15 protein-coding genes are annotated in these 18,321 nt (G+C 40.6%); 9 read left to right on the forward strand and 6 right to left on the reverse strand.

What is annotated here, in order from left to right; genetic code table 11:
• Positions 1 to 13: 13 nt before the first annotated feature.
• Both F887_RS16135 and F887_RS16130 read right to left on the reverse strand, forming a co-directional pair.
• The gene (locus F887_RS16135; RefSeq protein ID WP_005291379.1) at positions 14 to 1,435 is read right to left on the reverse strand and encodes a hypothetical protein; all 1,422 of its coding nucleotides are present in this window, start codon (positions 1,433 to 1,435) and stop codon (positions 14 to 16) included.
• 548 nt (positions 1,436 to 1,983) lie between these two features.
• Positions 1,984 to 2,679 carry a DsbA family oxidoreductase gene (locus F887_RS16130; RefSeq protein WP_005291381.1) on the reverse strand — a complete coding sequence of 232 codons (696 nt, stop codon included), beginning with the start codon at positions 2,677 to 2,679 and terminating at the stop codon, positions 1,984 to 1,986.
• Positions 2,680 to 2,856: 177 nt separating this feature from the next.
• Here F887_RS16130 and F887_RS16125 point away from each other — a divergent pair, with 177 nt between their 5' ends.
• Both F887_RS16125 and F887_RS16120 read left to right on the forward strand, forming a co-directional pair.
• Positions 2,857 to 3,606, forward strand: a complete 750-nt coding sequence (locus tag F887_RS16125) for a hypothetical protein (RefSeq protein ID WP_005291383.1) — start codon at positions 2,857 to 2,859, stop codon at positions 3,604 to 3,606.
• 56 nt (positions 3,607 to 3,662) lie between these two features.
• Positions 3,663 to 5,468, forward strand: coding sequence for an ABC transporter ATP-binding protein (locus tag F887_RS16120; protein ID WP_005291385.1), 1,806 nt, complete (start codon positions 3,663 to 3,665; stop codon positions 5,466 to 5,468).
• A gap of 37 nt (positions 5,469 to 5,505) precedes the next feature.
• On the opposite strand, the gene F887_RS16115 is transcribed toward F887_RS16120, so the two are convergent.
• Both F887_RS16115 and F887_RS16110 read right to left on the reverse strand, forming a co-directional pair.
• Positions 5,506 to 6,204 (reverse strand): YidX family protein, encoded by a 699-nt coding sequence (locus F887_RS16115; protein ID WP_005291388.1) that lies wholly within the window; start codon positions 6,202 to 6,204, stop codon positions 5,506 to 5,508.
• Between the two features lie 87 nt (positions 6,205 to 6,291).
• A complete protein-coding gene (locus tag F887_RS16110) occupies positions 6,292 to 7,008 on the reverse strand; it encodes a hypothetical protein (protein WP_005291390.1) in 717 nt (238 codons plus the stop codon).
• 240 nt (positions 7,009 to 7,248) lie between these two features.
• Here F887_RS16110 and F887_RS16105 point away from each other — a divergent pair, with 240 nt between their 5' ends.
• A complete protein-coding gene (locus tag F887_RS16105; RefSeq protein WP_005291392.1) occupies positions 7,249 to 7,767 on the forward strand; it encodes a hypothetical protein in 519 nt (172 codons plus the stop codon).
• Positions 7,768 to 7,835: 68 nt separating this feature from the next.
• On the opposite strand, the gene fadA is transcribed toward F887_RS16105, so the two are convergent.
• Both fadA and fadB read right to left on the reverse strand, forming a co-directional pair.
• Positions 7,836 to 9,008, reverse strand: a complete 1,173-nt coding sequence (gene fadA, locus F887_RS16100) for an acetyl-CoA C-acyltransferase FadA (RefSeq protein WP_004802276.1) — start codon at positions 9,006 to 9,008, stop codon at positions 7,836 to 7,838.
• A gap of 12 nt (positions 9,009 to 9,020) precedes the next feature.
• On the reverse strand, positions 9,021 to 11,174 hold the full coding sequence (gene fadB / locus F887_RS16095; RefSeq protein WP_005291394.1) for a fatty acid oxidation complex subunit alpha FadB: 2,154 nt from the start codon (positions 11,172 to 11,174) through the stop codon (positions 9,021 to 9,023).
• Between the two features lie 465 nt (positions 11,175 to 11,639).
• Here fadB and F887_RS16090 point away from each other — a divergent pair, with 465 nt between their 5' ends.
• From F887_RS16090 to pgsA, 6 genes are all read left to right on the forward strand, one after another.
• On the forward strand, positions 11,640 to 12,737 hold the full coding sequence (locus F887_RS16090; protein ID WP_005291396.1) for a hypothetical protein: 1,098 nt from the start codon (positions 11,640 to 11,642) through the stop codon (positions 12,735 to 12,737).
• Between the two features lie 128 nt (positions 12,738 to 12,865).
• Positions 12,866 to 13,780 (forward strand): lipid A hydroxylase LpxO, encoded by a 915-nt coding sequence (gene lpxO, locus F887_RS16085; protein ID WP_005291398.1) that lies wholly within the window; start codon positions 12,866 to 12,868, stop codon positions 13,778 to 13,780.
• 164 nt (positions 13,781 to 13,944) lie between these two features.
• Entirely contained in the window at positions 13,945 to 14,802 is an 858-nt protein-coding gene (locus F887_RS16080) for a hypothetical protein (RefSeq protein ID WP_005291400.1), read from the forward strand.
• 107 nt (positions 14,803 to 14,909) lie between these two features.
• Positions 14,910 to 16,709 (forward strand): excinuclease ABC subunit UvrC, encoded by a 1,800-nt coding sequence (uvrC, locus tag F887_RS16075; RefSeq protein ID WP_032862719.1) that lies wholly within the window; start codon positions 14,910 to 14,912, stop codon positions 16,707 to 16,709.
• A gap of 105 nt (positions 16,710 to 16,814) precedes the next feature.
• Positions 16,815 to 17,612 (forward strand): thioesterase family protein, encoded by a 798-nt coding sequence (locus tag F887_RS16070; RefSeq protein WP_005291403.1) that lies wholly within the window; start codon positions 16,815 to 16,817, stop codon positions 17,610 to 17,612.
• 105 nt (positions 17,613 to 17,717) lie between these two features.
• Entirely contained in the window at positions 17,718 to 18,305 is a 588-nt protein-coding gene (gene pgsA / locus F887_RS16065) for a CDP-diacylglycerol--glycerol-3-phosphate 3-phosphatidyltransferase (protein WP_005154866.1), read from the forward strand.
• The last annotated feature ends 16 nt before the right edge of the window (positions 18,306 to 18,321 follow it).

Consider the following 18,321-nt stretch of genomic DNA (forward strand, 5'->3'; position numbering starts at 1 on the left):
CAGTTGACTCAGTTTAAGATGATTCTGACAAGGCACTATTTTCTAAGGCTTGATACAGATCATGGACAGAGATCGGTTGCGGTAAGCGGCTAATCACCTGACGAATCAATTGCCATGTATAACCATCAGCTCGGTCTAATAATAGATAAGGATAGGCTTGGTCTTCATTGGATAGTTTGACACGCTCTAATCCGTGAATGACACGAATCTTTTGACGCTCTCTGAGTAAAATTACAGGGGTAAAGAAGGTTGCGGCTGTTTCCTCAAAAGGAATAAATTTCTGTGTGTTGATAAATGATGCTGGGATATAAGGGTAAACCCGTTGATCGCGTTGCCAGACCAACGTGCCATTCATAATGCATTCATTAAACAAGGTTTCATGCTGATGATAATGTTGCTTAAAATTATTCCAGCTGGTTTGGTGAATGGAACTGGTTCGGGTATGCCGCTGATCAGTATAGGCCTGTAAAATCGTCGTTGCGTATTCAACACTATGCGTTCCAACCAAGACTACATAATGTGAAAATTGGCCTTGTGCATACAGCTGCTCAGCAATGAAAATCTGTGCTGATCCCCAAAGTGGTTGTGCTTCATTTTCGGCTTTTAAATAAAGCCAATCAATTTTAATATTTTGATCAATATCATTATGCAAATCTACACGATACAGCGATGGAAAGGTGCGAGGATCTAGCCGCTCCAATTTGCACAGTAAACCATCCAAATTAAAATCATTCAGTGTCAGTGGTTTTGCCTTGTTGAGGTTCGCTGAGGGACGCGTACCTGATCTAAAACTCGGTTTGACGCGTGTTGCTGCTTGAATTGAAGCAGTGACTTGGGCAGGTTGGATTTTTTCCTGAATAATTGCATCGAGTTGTGACTGAAATTTGGCTGTTTGCTCTTTAATAATCGATAAGCTGTCTTTACTGGCTGCTTGTTGCTCGGTTGCAGCTTGGATGGGCTCTAAAACTGGAATCAGATTTTGTAACTCATGATCTGTTTTAACATATTCACTAGCATGTTCTTGTAGCCATAGCAATGCATCTTGGGCTGAGTTCAGCCAAGGGCTTTTCAGGAAGGATAAGGCAGGACGAATCACCCAAACTTGCCAGTGTTGCGCTTGACGTAACGCTGCCCAGCCCATATCAGCCGAAGCAAACAAGGCATTTTCCACACGGCCCATAAAGTTATAGGTTCCACGATAAGTTATGGCATAGCCATAATGAGCTAAATCATCGCTCGAAAACTCTTCATTGAGAATAAATTCTTTATAGGGGGTAAGTTGATCCTGAAAATGAGGATCGTCGCAAGATGCGCAGATGTCTTTGATGCGTTGTTTTGATTTAGCAATTTCAAAAAGTGATGTTTTATCATCATTAAGCCCGTCGACGAGGGTTTTGAGCTCATCAACCAAGAGTGCTTTCTCTAATACGTCCATCTATTGTTTCCTTAGAGATAGGCTTGAGCCTGTTTTAAATCATGAATAAGGACAAAGTGACAGCAGTTTCTAACAGTTTTTAATCGGTTATAATGGATAAAGTATGCTGTTTTACGCCTGTGACAAACAATTTGTGATATTGATGCATGCTTACATTTTAGTCTAAAAAGATTGTCACTTTATGACGATTATAGAAGAAAAAGAGGCAAAATCTATAGTGGGGAAGTTAGTAGAAAATCTCATTTGTATCGCTCAAATCGAGATATGGGTCATGGTTTCTCATTGAAAATAAAAACATTTTAAAATAGTGAATCGAAGAAGTAGATCATAAGATAAAACTTTATCTATAAATTTATGCGTGAATTGTGATCACTTTCACATATCCCTTGATGAAAAGCTCAGCAAATGAAAATAAGCCACGATTGAAATAATGGTGACTGTCGATAAACGGTATTTATTCAAAGATAAAAGACTGAAATAAAAGACAATTAACGATAAAAAAGACCGCCTCCATAGGTTTGTGGAAGCGGTCTCATGATCATGCGAAATTAAGGCTTAATTTCGCATTGGTCATCATTACATTGAGCTGCATTAGTTTGCTCAATTTCTTCAGTTGATTCTGACTGCGCTTGTTGCATCGCCTGTAAGAAAATCTCACGGGGTTGAGCACCTGAAAGAGCAAGTTTTTGGTCAAAGACAAAGAAAGGAACGCCTGTCACTTTCAATTGTTCGTGTGCAATCTGTTCATCGTGATGAACAAAATCAGCGAGTTCATTGGTATCTAGCACATACTCAACTTCAGCATTATCTAGGCCAATCCGTGAGGCAATTTCTTCCACCACTTCACGTTCGCCAATCGCCAAACCTTCTGTCATATATGCATGGAAAAAAGCTTCTTTCGCTTCATTGCCCAAGCCTTTGCTTTGAGCAAGGTGAATAATACGATGTGCATTGAAGCTATTGCCTGAATTGGCTTTTTGCCATTGGAAGTCGATGCCTTCTGCTGCTGCCATGGCTGCAACATTACGCTCCATTTCTTCCATTTCCGCATAACTACGGCCGTATTTTTGCGCTAAACGTTCAGTATTTGAGGTCTCATGTTTAGCGGGTGCATTTGGGTCGAGTTCAAAGCTATGCCAGTGAATGTCTAGCTCAATACCAGCTTCTTCAGCCACATGTTCAAGACGTTTTTTACCGATATAACAAAACGGACAGACCACATCTGACCAAATATCTACACGCATGGTGGATCTCTTCAATTCTCGTTAAACAGATAATAGGGGCGAATGTACAGAATTTAAAGCGATGAAAATGTAATGCTCCGTTACGAGAAGTGAAATAAAAAGGTATATAACTGCATGTGTTTTATAGATTAAACTCAGATTAACAACATAAAAAATATAATTATATTTGGAGGCACTATGCGCCGTTTTTTATTATTTATTACCGTTGTCGTGCTGTGTATCGGTTCTTTCTTCTTTTATCAGCATACCTTGAAACAGCGTGCCATCAATAATCAGCAAATGTTTGAAGTGGTGATGGCTGAGAAAATGCGTACACTTTATGATCAATCGCAAGACTGGTCCACACCCGTGCAGCTAGATATTCATGATGATCGTTTAGCAGGTGATTATAAGTTGATGTCCGAGTTTCTACTCAGTTATTGGATGCAAAATGTAGAAGCTCGCAATCGCTATTTACGAGAACTCAAAGCAGCCAATTGGGATACTTTTTTAGATGTTGAACGCTTGGATCAAGACCGCAAGCAAAACTATAAAGAGACTGAGCAGATGTTTGTAAATGTCCGTAAAGCATCGGCTGAGTATGAGCAAGCACGGCAACAGATTCAGACCAGTTCCATGCAGCAGGCAAAAAGTTTGGCAATCCATAATGAAATGAGAAGCTCACTCCAAGCAAAATTAGAACATAATTTGAAAGCGGACAAAGCACATGATATTTTCCCGATTGAGCAGCAGATTATCGAAAAGGCACAGGCGATGTTTGATATGCTGAAAAAATATCCATGGCAAAGAAAAGATAAAACCATTCTGTTTGCTGAAACAACACAGGTAAAAAAGTTTAATGCGCTGTATCAAGATGTTTTAAAGCTGAATGCCAAGATGGAAAAAATTAAGAAAAATAATGCCGAAGTTTTAGAGGATGAGCTGTAACAGCGATTGATAACGCACAAATATTGCAGTCTGAGCACAGGTAGCAGTCGAACAAGATGAATCTATGGCAGTTATTTCATAAAGTTAAGCCGTTTGTACTTCCCTATAAGTGGCTGGTTGCGGTGACTTTGGTTCTAACCTTAATTGGTGCCTTAACCGCTCAGGTGAATGCGTTAACCCTGCAATATGCTGTCGATCAGATCAATGCTGTGGTTGAATCAGGGCAGGGTCTAAATGCAGGCTTGCATATCCTGATCACCATCAGTGTGATTTTATTGAGTAAAGAAGTGCTCAATATTTTCATTCAGTTTGGGCAGAAATTCTTCGGCGAAAAATTAAGGATTCTGATTTCACAAGATGTGGCTCAGTCGATCATCGTCAAGTTTTTACAATATCGATTGGCGTTCTTTACGCAGGATGATAATCAGGCAGGAAAGTTACAGACTCGTATTGATCGCGGTATTGGCTCGATTACTCGGCTGGTGCAAATCTTCTTTATTGATATTTTCCCGTTGTTTAGCAGTGCGATTATAGCTCTGTGTTTGATGTTTTATGCCAACTTCTGGATTGGCTTAGTGGCTTTAAGTATTGTACCGATTTATTTTTGGATTACCTTCAAACAGGCACAGAAACTGAGTGGCACGCGACGTAATTTACGAGATGGGCGCGAACGTAAAAGTCAGGGCACCTTGAGTATCATTCAGTCGATCACGGTGATTAAATCATTTAACCGTGAACAGATTGAGGCCGAAAAACAGCTCAGCTTACAAAAACAATTGACCCAAGATCAGATGCATACTCGCCAACTCAGTTTCTTGTTCGATGGACTTAAAACCTTTATTGAACAGATTGGCGTGGTGTTTATCATTATTTTAACCGCCTATTTTGTTTTGGTGGGGGATATGAGCATTGGCATGATCATGTTCCATATCTTGTTGTTCAATAATGTCTCTGCACCGATTCGTTCCTTACATCGTATTTATGATGAAGTGAATGATGCCATGATTTATGCGGAAAGCTTTTTTAAGATATTGGAAGCTGATGATGAAATTGAAACCTCTGGCGAGCTGAAACCTCAACCATTAACAGGTAAGTTTGAGTTGAAACAGGTCAACTTCTTTTATCCTAATGGTTATCATGCACTGAAAGACATCAATTTAACCATTCAGCCGAATAAAATTACCGCGTTGGTTGGCTTGTCGGGCGCAGGTAAATCAACCTTAATTAGCCTGCTGGATAAATTTTATTTGCCTCAGTCAGGAGACATTCTACTCAATGGAACGTCATTGACCGAGATCGATACCCAATATCTACGCGACCACATTGGTTTAGTACTGCAAAAGAATCATATCTTTCAGGGGACGATTGAGGAAAATATCCGTTATGGCAAGATGGAGGCGACACAGGATGAGATTATCCTCGCTGCAAAAAAAGCTTCTATCCATGATCAGATTCTCAAGTTACCTTTGGCCTATCAATCTGATGCCTTGTTACTTTCAGGTGGGCAACAACAACGGATTGCGATTGCACGTATGTTCCTGAAAAATCCACCGATCATCTTTCTGGATGAACCGACTGCCAGTTTGGATGCAATTGCAACTGAGCAAATCAAACATAGTCTGGATGAGATTAAGCAGGGACGTACCGTTATTATCATCTCCCATAGTCTTTCGCAAATTATCGATGCGGATTACACCTATGTCATGGAAGACGGCATGATTGTGGAACATGGTGAACATCATCAACTTTATCAGCAACAAGGTACGTATAAGAACATCTTTGATGCGATGGCCAAGAGCTTAAATATCGAAAAAATTTCCAAAACCTTTGAAGGAGATGATGAAGAGGAAACCCATAGTTAGTCACTTCATCATCTTGTTAGAAAAGTCTTTTTTCAGATTAATCAAAAATCTTGTCCGCAGCTTGGAAAGGGAGGCTGACGACATCAATTGCGACTGCAAAAGGTAGCAGCACCAGTTTTTCTAAGGGATTCAAGCCCGATTTGGATTTATAGCTTTCTTCTTTGTTGGTATAGATGGTGACTTGATAGGCTTTGCTTAATGCCTTTAACGAGCTGAGATTATTGGCTGCTGGATAGACCACACCTGCCAATTTAATGTCAAAACAGAAGCGTTGAGCTTGCATACGCTCATCACTTGAGGACGAACATTCTTTTGCGCCATTTTCAATAAAAAACTCAAGGTCTTTCTTGCTTAAGTCTTCTTTCAATTTCACATAAGAAAGCGGCAAAGTCCCTGAAAAATGACCATCATTTTTTTCTGAATAGAAATTGAGATCACGGGTGATTTGAATATTTTTAGGATCAAGCTTACTGATTAGCGTAACGAACTGAGTCCCGCCCTGAGTGAGGATATAACTTTTCTGTTGGCCTGCAATCACGATGCTGTCTTTAGGCAAGTTTGTAGCATTTTGCGCAGGTCGGCCAAAAGCGACGACATTGTCTTCAACCAAAGTTACTTTTGTGGTTCGAGTATAACTTCGATTGTCTTTCTTGATCAGGGTTGAGGTGGCACAACCTGTAGAGAGTACGGCTATCGTTGCTAGTGCAATTACTGTCTTTGTTTGTGATGTAAACATCCATGTGTTCCTTTTATTTGAAAGCTTAGATCTGTGCCTTAGATTGGATTTAAGGTTGTCATCATTTTATGCTGAGGATTGATCATTTTAGGGCTGATAAATAATACCTAGAACTTTTGCGGGTAGCGCAATTGCATCAAGGGTTAAAGTAAAGGGTAGTAGAGGTAAATTAGCTAGTTTTTCTTTAGTCGATAACTGAACTTTGCCACTTTTATAGTGAAGGTATTGAATTTTAACTCGATAAGGCTTGGAGAGTGGCTGTAGTGATTTAAGGTTACTCACCGCAGGATAAACAATACCTTCAAGGCTTAATTCAAAGGTATGAGGATTCTGCTTGTCGATACAGTGACAAGGCGCTATACCATATTGCTTAAATAGTGCTTGCTCTTTTTCACTGAGATTTCCATTTGGTGGCGTATAAGCAAATCTAAATTGACCTCTAAAACGATTGCTATCAGGAGCTGGGGCGATAAAATTTAAATCACGACTGATATGAATATACGCTGGATTGAGCTGGCTGATGAGTGCAATGAATTCGGCTCCCCCTTTGTTGATCACATAGCTATATTGTTTCCCTGCAATGATAATGCTATTGGTCGGTTCATTTGGTAGGGGAATGGATGGTTTACCAAAGGCAATCACTTCATCTTCGATTAATGTTGTCCATTCATGACCAGATTCATATTTTGTGTATAAATCCCGTGTGGTTTCACCAATGACTCGGTTACTTGAACAGCCTGTAAAAACTAAGCCAGATAATAAACAACAAATAAATATTTTATGATTCAATGTTTTAAAATTCATTCTTTCTTTTTAGAACTGATTGGATGAGAAAATGACTATAAACAAAAATCTAGGGAATAGGAACTACATGCTTAAATTTGTCTGACTGGTAAAATATCCTTTAGTCTGAATCCAGATTTGCATGATCTTTACCGTTTATCTGACCCATACTGAATCAAACATCACTTTGTTGTAGCCTATTAAATAGACACTTTTATTTAACTCAATCTTCTTATGGATGAGGGATGTTTGGAGCAAGAGATGAATTTTCTAAAACGATCCGTCCTGATCACTGCATTGGCTTTTACAGGTTTGCCGATGGCCTATGCGAATGAAGCAGCAGTTACTTCATTACCGACCATTCGTGTTATGGCTGAATCTGAATTGCGTGAAGAAGTGGGATTTGTGCCTTATCAGGAAGATAAGCAAGTCCGTCAATCACTGCAACATCGTGTCTATAAAATTCACAATGATATGCAGAATGCTGGTGTAAGTGAAAGCCCAATGATCGTGAACTATCAACCGATGCAGGCACAGCCAGATATGTCTCAGCTTTCGCCTATGCTGCAGCAATATATTTTAGCGGTTGCAGCAGGCTTTCAATCCTCTGATCCAACCAATGGGCTATTTAAAATCCTAGAGCCACTTAATATTAATCGGAATAGTGTTGATGGGATTCGGGATGGAACAATTAAAGTTAATGTTGATGATATTTTGAGATTACAACAACAGTATAGAGATGCACTCAATGGTTCTCAAAATAATTTGATTCCACGTTAGTCTTTCTATCTTTTCACTTAAAATAAAAATCCCCGCATTTAGCGGGGATTTTTTTATCTCAGTGTCGATTAAACACGTTCGATAATAGTCGCGATACCTTGACCAAGACCGATACACATCGTCGCAAGACCGATTTGTGTATCTTGTTGTTCCATCACGTTCAACAATGTTGTTGTGATACGCGCACCAGAACAGCCCAATGGGTGACCCAATGCAATCGCACCACCATTCAAGTTGATGATGTCTTGTTTGTCATAAACGCCTAGACCTTTCATCACTGATAAGCCTTGAGCAGCAAATGCTTCGTTTAATTCGATAGTCTGGATATCCGCCATCGTTAAACCAGCACGTTTAAGCGCTTTTTGAGTTGCAGGTACTGGACCATAACCCATGATTGCAGCATCACAACCTGCAATTGCCATTGAGCGAATCACGGCACGTGGTTTTAAACCCAATGCTTGAGCACGTTCAGCAGACATAAGCAACATTGCAGATGCGCCGTCAGAAAGAGCAGAAGAAGTTGCTGCTGTTACTGAACCACCTTTAGGATCGAAAACTGGTTTCAATGCTTTGAATGCTTCAAGGTTGGCATCAGCACGAATTACTTCGTCGATGTCGCAAAGGATTTTGAAGCCATTGGCATCATGACCTTCAACACCAACGATTTCGTTTTTAAAACGACCTTCTTGAGTTGCAGCCCAAGCACGACGGTGAGATTCAACACCGAATGCATCTTGTTCTTCACGAGAGATACCATTCATGCGACCTAACATTTCAGCGGTTAAGCCCATCATGTTAGATGCTTTCGCATAGTGTTTAGATGCTTCAGGGTTGAGATCGATGCCGTGCATCATACCTACGTGGCCCATATGCTCAACACCGCCGATAATGAACACATCACCTTGGTTGGTTGCAATCTGTGCAGCAGCCGTGTGGATTGCTTGCATAGATGAACCACAAAGACGGTTTACCGTTTGGCCGCCAGCAGTTTTTGGAATGTCAGCCAATAAACCAATGTTACGAGCAATGTTCATACCTTGCTCTAAAGTTTGGTTTACACAGCCCCAGATTACATCTTCAACTTCATTGGTATCAAACTGGTTACGAGCAACAAGTGCACGTACTAATTCAGCAGATAAACTGTCGGCACGTACATTGCGGAACATACCGTTACGTGATTTGCCCATGGCAGAACGAACGCCATCAACAATCACAACGTCACGTGGATTTAAAGTAGCCATTCACGTCGCTCCTTAACCGTAGAATTTTGTGTTGTTAGCAGCCATGTCACGCAACATTTGTGGCGCTTCATAAGCCTTACCTAAGTGTGCATATTTGTCGCAAAGCGCAACGTATTCAGCAACACCTGTTTGGTCGATGTAACGGCATGGACCACCACGGAATGGAGGGAAACCTACACCCATGATCATTGCCATATCTGCTTCAGAAGCAGTTGCAACGATGTTGTCTTCTAAGCAACGAACTGTTTCGTTACAGAAAGCAAGCATCATACGGTCAATGATTTCTTGGCTATCAAACTCGCGTTTTTCACCAGTCACGAACGGTGCAATGATTTCGTATGCTGTTGGATCAACAGTTTTCGCTTTCTTACCTTTCTTGTCTAACACGTATTTGTAGAAACCAACGTCATTTTTTTGACCAAGACGTTTTGCTTCATACATCGCTTCGATCGAACCTTTGTAGTCTGGCTTCATACGGTCAGGGAAACCTTCAGCCATCACTTCTGCGCCATGAACACCGGTATCGATACCAACAACATCGATCAAGTATGCAGGACCCATAGGCCAGCCGAATTTCGCCATCACATTGTCCACTTGTTGGAAATCCGCACCGTCTTTTACAAGAAGGTCGAATGCACCGAAATAAGGGAACAATACACGGTTAACCAAGAAACCTGGGCAGTCGTTAACAACGATTGGTGTTTTACCCATTTTTTGAGCAAGAACTACAGTTGTTGCGATTGCTTCTTCAGAAGTCTTTTCACCACGAATCACTTCAACCAGCGGCATCATGTGTACTGGGTTGAAGAAGTGCATACCAACGAAGTTTTCAGGACGTTGTAATGCTTTCGCCAAACGAGTAATTGAAATCGTAGAGGTGTTAGATGCAATGATCGTGTTTTCACGAACATGTTTTTCAGTATCAGCAAGAACGATTTCTTTCACTTTTGGATTTTCAGTCACGGCTTCGATCACGATATCCACTTCTTTAAACTCGTCATAGCTTAAAGTTGGACGGATGCGAGCAAGTGTTTCACCCATTTGTGCAGGTTTCATTTTCTTGCGTTCAACTTGCTTGGTCAGTAAGCCATTTGCTTCCGTCATACCCAATGCAAGTTGTGGGTTACCAATGTCTTTCATGATGATTGGTGTGCCTTTGCTTGCCGCTTGGTAAGCAATACCACCACCCATGATACCAGCACCTAATACAGCTGCTTGGTTAACAGGATGAGCACCTTTCTCATATTTTTTCGCAGTTTTCTTCACCACTTGATCATTGATGAATAAACCAATCAATGCACCCGCTTGTGGTGTAATTGCCGCTTTAGCAAAACCTTGTGCTTCCGCTTTTAATGCATCATCACGTGTTAAGCTTGCGCCTGCTTGTAAAGAATCAAGCAATAACTTTGGAGCAGGGTATTGTGCAGGATTTGCTTTCGCAAGGACCGCACCTTTCGCCGTATTGAACGCCATCATTTGTTCAAGCGGGTTCAATTTAATCGCATCTAATTTTTCTTGACGCTTTGCTTTCCAGTTCAAACGACCAGCAAGTGCCTGTTTAACTAAATCAACAGCAGCTTCTTGAAGTTTGTCAGCAGCAACAACCGCATCTACCGCACCATCTTTCAGTGCAGCAGCTGGTTTTTTAGGATTCGCCATTGCCATCCATTCAACGGCATTGTCGATACCAATTACACGGCTTAAACGTACGCTACCACCAAAACCAGGATAGATACCGAGTTTGATTTCTGGTAAGCCAACTTGCGCTTGTTCTGACATCACACGATAGTCACAAACCAAGCACATTTCAAAACCACCACCAAGCGCTGTACCATTGATTGCAGCAACTTTAGGTAGATCTAAATCTTCAAAGCTATTGAAGACATCATGTACAGGCATAAGCCAATCAACAATCGCTTGCTCACCCGCAGCGAAGTTATCGCCAAATTCAGTGATATCAGCACCAACGATGAAGGTTGATTTGCCAGAAGTAACAACTAAGCCTTTAATATCGTTATTGGCTTTCACTGCAGCAATCGCTGCTTGGAAGTCTTCGATGGTTGCACGGTTAAATTTATTAACCGACTCACCTTGTAAGTCAAAGCGGAATTCTGCAATTCCGTCCGCAAGCATTTGGACGGTAATGGCATTGCCAGCGTGGATCATGCCTGATCTCCCTTGTTGTGGAGGATTCTGAGTGGATGTCATAAAGCGTGTGTGCGCTTAAGCACACAAAAAAGCTTCGCTAATCTTACGATAACTATATCCAAAAAGGACATAACAAGTTGTATCAAGCCGTGACGCTAGGGTCATCAATTGTTTGGCTATATCTATTTCTTACTCTATCTTTATGAAAATATTTAGCTTTTTGGGTTTGTGGGTACTTTTGTCTGCGCTTTTTGATGGGGATAATTATCGCCTGATGGCGAAGAGGCTGATTTGAGTGGTGAGTATTGATTTTTATTAGGTTGATACAGCAAGGTTTTCAGTTCTAATTACACGAATTGATAACAGAGAAAAAAGATTTATTAAATAGTTTAGGACAATTTAAAAGTATTAGACAGAAAGGCTTGTCTTTTTTTTATTCTTAGATAATCTTTGTGTTATAAAAATGTTCTGGAAAGTAAAATTATGTTAAAAAATAAATTTCTAGCTTTATCAATAATTTCAGTAATGTTGAGTGCATGTGGGGGCGGAGGTGGTTCTTCTTCCTCTGGTAATAGCTCATCGTCTGGCAATAATTCATCTTCTAATTCAAATGAAGTTAAGGCTGAGCTGTTCCCGAACGGAGAAGCTAAATTATTTAGCTATACAGTTGATATTGATTATGAACAAGAAAAGTTAGATTTTGATAAGTCAGAGTGGAATATTGAGAAGGGAATTTTGCTTGAGAAAACAAAAAATCCTATCTTTTTTAATCACTACGTAACTGAAACGAATGGTTTATTCGTTCCCGAAACAGAACAAAGCTATCGTGCAGATCGAGGCATTCGTAATAGTTTTATCCATTCAATGAATTCAACAACATGGGTCACTTCACCCTATAACCAAGCTGGTTTTAACGATTTGAAATTTACTCAGAAGATGAGGGAAATTGATCTTCAGGGGGTAAGAATCGTTGATCAGTTTGCTCCAGTACTGATCACTATGTACGAGTTTGAAGTGAATAACGGAAGCTCGCCTGAGCTGGGTGCAGTATCAAGCCAATTGGTGAAGATCTCTGATAAATTTCCAAAAGGGGCAAAGTGCATACAGACACAAGCATTTAGCTCTAATCAATTTTTCTTCGAGTTTGAACCGAATACTGAATTTGAAGTTCCTGATGCTAGAGTCTTACAGGATTGGGCTGATACAGTATTTGATGCTGGCAATACTAAGCAAACAGTACCAAATGTAGAGGTATGGGGAAAAATTAGAATAGGTTCACTCTTAGAGCATAATGATGATCCATCAGCACCTGAATATTATCAGTTCGCGCTTGAATATCAGGGTAAGGTCTACCACACATATCCGCAAAAACCAGAATGGAATACAGATGAGTTCGTAGAAGACTTGAAAAAACAATTTAGGGGCGCAGAGTGGTTCAAAAGTGTCGTTGTTCCTTTAGGGAAGGCAAAGGAAGATCAATTTATGGCGTCTGTAGAAGCAAAAATGCGCAGCCAATGTAATTATTACAATGCGGAAGCAGCAAAATCTGTGGATAGCGTTTTAAGCAAAGTTAAAAAATAAGTTCTATTTAGACAGGTATGAGGAGCACTGCATACCTGTCGATCAATTTAAATTATGCAATTCTTGTTTGAATCAATAAATACGGTGTTAAAATAGTTGTGATTTTTTTGAAGCTAAAGCAATAGTCTATGGTTAAGTGGATCATATTAGCGATTTTTATCATTTCTGCACTGTATATTCAGCGTCGTGGGAAAGTGAAGCATTCGTTTTATCGTCAATTTTTTGACCATTCTACGATTCTCGCACCCATTAACTTTTTGATGTACATGTTTTCTAAAGTGCCGAATCAACCGTATATCGACACCCAACATTTTCAGGACTTAAAAGTTCTAGATGAAAATTGGGAAATGATTCGTGATGAAGCAAAAGCCTTGTATGACAAAGGTGGGATTAAAGCATCGAGTAGCTATGATGACTTGGGCTTTAACTCATTCTTTAAAACAGGCTGGAAACGTTTCTATTTGAAATGGTATGACTCTGCACATCCATCGGCAGCTGAGCTTTGCCCAAAAACCACAGCATTGCTCAAGACTTTGCCAACGATTAAAGCGGCAATGTTTACTGAATTGGCACCTGATAGCCGTTTGGTTCGTCACCGTGATCCATATGCAGGTTCATTGCGTTACCATTTAGGTTTAATTACGCCGAATGATGATCGTTGCTTTATCGATGTCGATGGCGAGCGTTATTCTTGGCGTGATGGTGAAAGTGTCGTGTTTGATGAAACTTATATCCATTATGCGGAAAACACGACAGACCAAAACCGTATTATTTTCTTCGCAGATGTAGAACGTCCATTAAAAACACGCTTTATGGAGAAGTTTAATCACTGGTTTGGTAAAAGTGTGATGACGGCTGCGAGTTCACCCAATGAAGCGGGAGATCAAACAGGCGGGTTAAATAAAGCGTTTGGTTATATTTACCAAATTCGTATTAAAGCCAAAGCACTCAAAGCATCGAATCGTTCACTATATTACTTCTTGAAGTGGTTCATCATGCTTGGTTTGTTTTTCCTTATTTTTATTCGCCCGTATGTGTTTTAAGCCAAGATCGAATTTTAATATCTAATTTTTATATATTTCGCCCTGAAATCTAAGAGATTTTAGGGCTTTTTTCACTGTGCAAGCATGTCTGTAATCTGAGTCTGGTTGTATCAAATGATATAAAATAAGATAATTAGCTCAATTTGTAGTCATGAGAATACATAATGAAAAAACAATTATTGATAGGTATCGCTGTTTTAAGTTTAGTGGCATGTACGGATGAGAATGATGATAGTTTCGGTACTGGTAAAAATGAGGGATTTTATAGTTATGATCTTGCTACGAAAAACTCTTCCAATAAGTTAACCAAGAAATTCTATCAAGTTAATAAAAATAGTGATCTTTTAGTGAGTTATACTGAAACGCCAGCATTGCAAACAGAAGCGTTACGTAACTTCATAACCAAAGATGGAATATCAACCATATTTCCACCACAGAATACAACGGGTGATTATATTATAGGTCGTAAAGCAACATTTAATGATACTGTTTTAGAATACGAACCTTATAATTTAGACCAGAAAGCAACATTTAAACTCACTTATCAGCTCAAAAAAATTGATTTATCAGGCTTAAACGTATCAGATTATATGCGTTATTTTCTGAAGCAAGCATCAGCCTCATCTTTTTTTAGTGATAGCACTTTAGAGATTATTCAGGCATTGCTATTGCCCACGCAAGATAAGTTTTCTTCGGGTGCAATATGTTGGCAAAAACAAGTTCAGTTGAGTACTCAAGATTATATTGAATCTTATCCGACACAAAATCTTGAACATGTTAGCACAAGTAATAATGTTCAAAATCAAGGGATTTGGCAAAATGCAGCTTGGACAGTTTTTGAATCTAATGCTGAGTTTAACTTAGCTGATACGAGAGTTCACTATCAAGGGAAAGAGCATTGGGGTTTTTTCCATACAACCAGAGAAGTTAATCCAATTTCCCCAACAAATGAGCTGGTCTGTGATTTCTTTAATGAGTCTGCTTTTAAGAGTGTTGATAATGTTTTAAGTAAAGTGTTTTAATTTGGCATCGGTTAGATTGACTCAATGGATGGATTTCACAGCATGAGGCTTGAAATTCATTGATACAGGCTACATCATCAACTTAATCTTGATTATGAAAGCCTGTCGTGAATCCAAACGCTCGAGAACACATTGAAAAAATACTTGCTCACATGACTCAGTTACCTGGCGTTTATAAAATGCTCGGTAAGGATGGAGAGTTACTGTATGTGGGCAAAGCTAAAAATTTAAAAAATCGTGTATCGAGCTATTTTGTTAAGACCATTGAGCATCCTAAAACACAGGCCTTAGTTTCTCGTATTTATGATATTGAAAGCTTGGTGGTACGTTCCGAAACCGAAGCCTTATTACTTGAACAGAATCTGATTAAGCTGCATCGCCCAACCTACAACATCATGTTGCGCGACGATAAATCTTATGTCTATATTTTTGTCTCATCAGATAAACCCTATCCGCGTATTGCCAGTGGACGTGGCAAAGGCAAGCATCAGATTGGCAAGTTTTTTGGGCCCTATCCAAGTGCCTATAGTGCGCGTGATACGCTCTTAGTCTTACAAAAACTGTTTAATGTGCGCCAATGTGAAAATAGCTACTTCTCGCAACGAAAACGCCCTTGTCTGCAATATCAGATCAAACGTTGTACCGCACCTTGCGTAGGCCTGATCAGTCCAGAAGAATATAAAGAAGATGTTGATAACTCCATCCGTTTTCTGCAGGGTGATACCAAAGAGCTGAATCAAGAGCTGATTGGAAAAATGGAGCAGGCGGCTGAAGCACTGGAATTTGAAAAAGCTGTTTTCTATCGCGATCGCTTGGCTTTGCTGCGTGAAGTTCAGGCACAACAAGCTGTTTTTAAAATCAAAGGTGAAGCCGATATCCTGGCGATTGCCTACCAAGCTGGGGTGACGTGCGTCCAAATTATGTATGTACGTAATGGGCGGATGCTGGGTGGAAAAAGCTATTTCCCAGATATGTTGGGCGATGATTTGGGGCAGATGCTCAGTGACTTTATCGCAAACTTCTATTTCCAAGTGGCCGATGAGGTTCCGACAGAGTTGATTGTCAATATTGATGTGCCTGACAAACCACAATTGGAAGAAGCTTTACAGCAAACTTTTAATAAAAAGGTCCAGATCAAGCATAAAGTGCGTGAGACCCGTGCAGAGTGGTTAGAGTTGGCACAAATGAATGTGCAACATGCCATTAAAGGCAAACTCAGTAACCATCTAGAACTCAATGAGCGCTTTCATCAGCTTGAACAGGTGGTGGGGCGTCCAATTGATCGGATCGAATGTTTTGATATCAGTCATACCATGGGCGAAGCGCCGATTGCATCTTGTGTGGTCTTTGATCAAGGCGGGGCGAGAAAGCGCGATTATCGTCAATTTGCCATTCAAGACATTACTGGGGGCGATGATTATGCAGCAATGCGACAAGCCCTGACACGCCGTTATAAAAAGAATATGTTGCCTGACCTGCTGCTTATCGATGGCGGTAAAGGACAACTGCATATGGCGATGGAGGTGATGCAGGAACTAGAGTTGGATGCATTTATGATCGGGGTTTCCAAAGGTGAAGGACGTAAGCCCGGTTTGGAAACGCTACATTTTACCGATGGCACCAAGATTCAACTTCCAGAAGATCACAAAGCGCTACACCTCATTCAACAGGTACGGGATGAAGCGCACCGTTTTGCAATTACCAAGCACCGAGCAAAGCGGGATAAACGTCGGAGCAGCTCTGTATTAGAGGCGATTCCTGGTTTAGGGCCGAAACGTAGACGAGATCTTTTGACCCATTTTGGTGGGATACAAGGCGTACTCAGAGCATCGGAAAAAGAGTTAATGCTCGTTCCTGGTTTAGGAGAGGTTATGGCGAGAACGATTTATAAAATCTTGCATGAGTAATTTGACCGATTGACCAAAACTTCCCAATACTGTTGTATCAAAGATCATTCACAAATGACTAAAAACATTCAAAGATAGGGATGTTTTGAGGATCAAGGAAAAACAATGTCATTGCTTCCGTTATATCAGCAGGTTGAACAACAGGAATGGATTGATATTCCATCGGGTTGGCTACAAGGTCGTACCGTGTTTGGTGGTTTGGTTGCAGGATTATTGATCCAGAAAGCCCTTGATGCTGTTGATGATGCGGAAAAACAATTACTCAGCTGTAATATCACTTTTATCGGGCCGGTACAGGAAGGGCGAGCGAGACTCAGTGCTGAAATATTACGTGAAGGGAAATCTGTTACCACACTGGAAGTTAGGTTATGGCAGGATGATGCGGTTCAAAGTATTTTAATTGCCAGTTTTGGTACACAACGTGATTCGCGTATTCATGTACAGAATTTGCCGCAGGTTCCAGATTATCCAACACCTGAGCAGCTAGATAAGACCTTCTATCTTGAAGGGTTAATGCCTGAGTGTTTACAACAATTTGAACTTTGCTGGGCAGAGGGCAGTTACCCAATGGCAGGCAGTAAAGTGCCAGACTTTGGTGGATGGAGCCGCTTTGCCCCCAACTTCCATCCGAATCGTGAGATGCAATTAGCCGATTTATTTGTACTGATGGATGTGTGGCCACCGGGTGTTTTACCAATGTTTAAGATGCCAGCTCCTGCAAGTTCACTCACGTGGCAAATTACCTATTTGAATCCCATTTCAGATCAGGTTCAGGATTGGTTTAAATATAAAGTTGTGACTGAATATGCAGAACATGGTTATTCAACTGAATATGCGTATGTTTGGGATCGTAAAAACCAGTTAATTGCGGTGCTTAGACAGACAGTTGTGGTTTTTGCCTAGTCGACACTACGGTGCATTTCGTATAAAGTTGCTGACACATGAATACAATCTCAGCACATCCTTTGTGCAGTATGCATATTTGATGCGAACAACATGGCGGTGTTTATGAGCACAGGGCAGATCCTGAACATTCCTAATATTTTAACTTTGGCACGTATTGCCTTTATCCCTGTATTTTTGGTGATTGCTTATTGGCCACCAGCAATCGGGATTGCTGAGCATCATGGGGGAATGATGCGCCATATGGTACTGACTGCAATATTTATTATTGCTGCAGTAACCGATTGGTTTGATGGCTATTTGGCGAGAACTTTAAACCAGACATCTGCTTTTGGTCGCTTTCTTGACCCTGTTGCGGATAAGTTAATGGTGGCCGCAGCACTGATTGTATTGGTGCAATGGCAGCCGACCATTTCAATGGCTTTCGCTGCGATTGTGATTATTTCTCGTGAAATTACTGTTTCTGCATTGCGTGAGTGGATGGCAGAGTTGGGAGCGCGTACAAATGTGGCAGTCTCGACAGTGGGGAAATATAAAACAGCATTTCAAATGATCGCCATTAGTGTGTTCTTGTTGAACTGGAAGCCTTTGGAAATTTGGGCTTATGCCTTGCTTTACGCTGCGGTGATACTCACGCTTTGGTCGATGTTTATTTACCTTAAAGCCGCTTGGCCGTACTTAAAACAACCCTGATAGCTCTATATATTTG

This window comes from Acinetobacter sp. NIPH 2100, from assembly GCF_000369805.1.
Lineage (GTDB): Bacteria > Pseudomonadota > Gammaproteobacteria > Pseudomonadales > Moraxellaceae > Acinetobacter.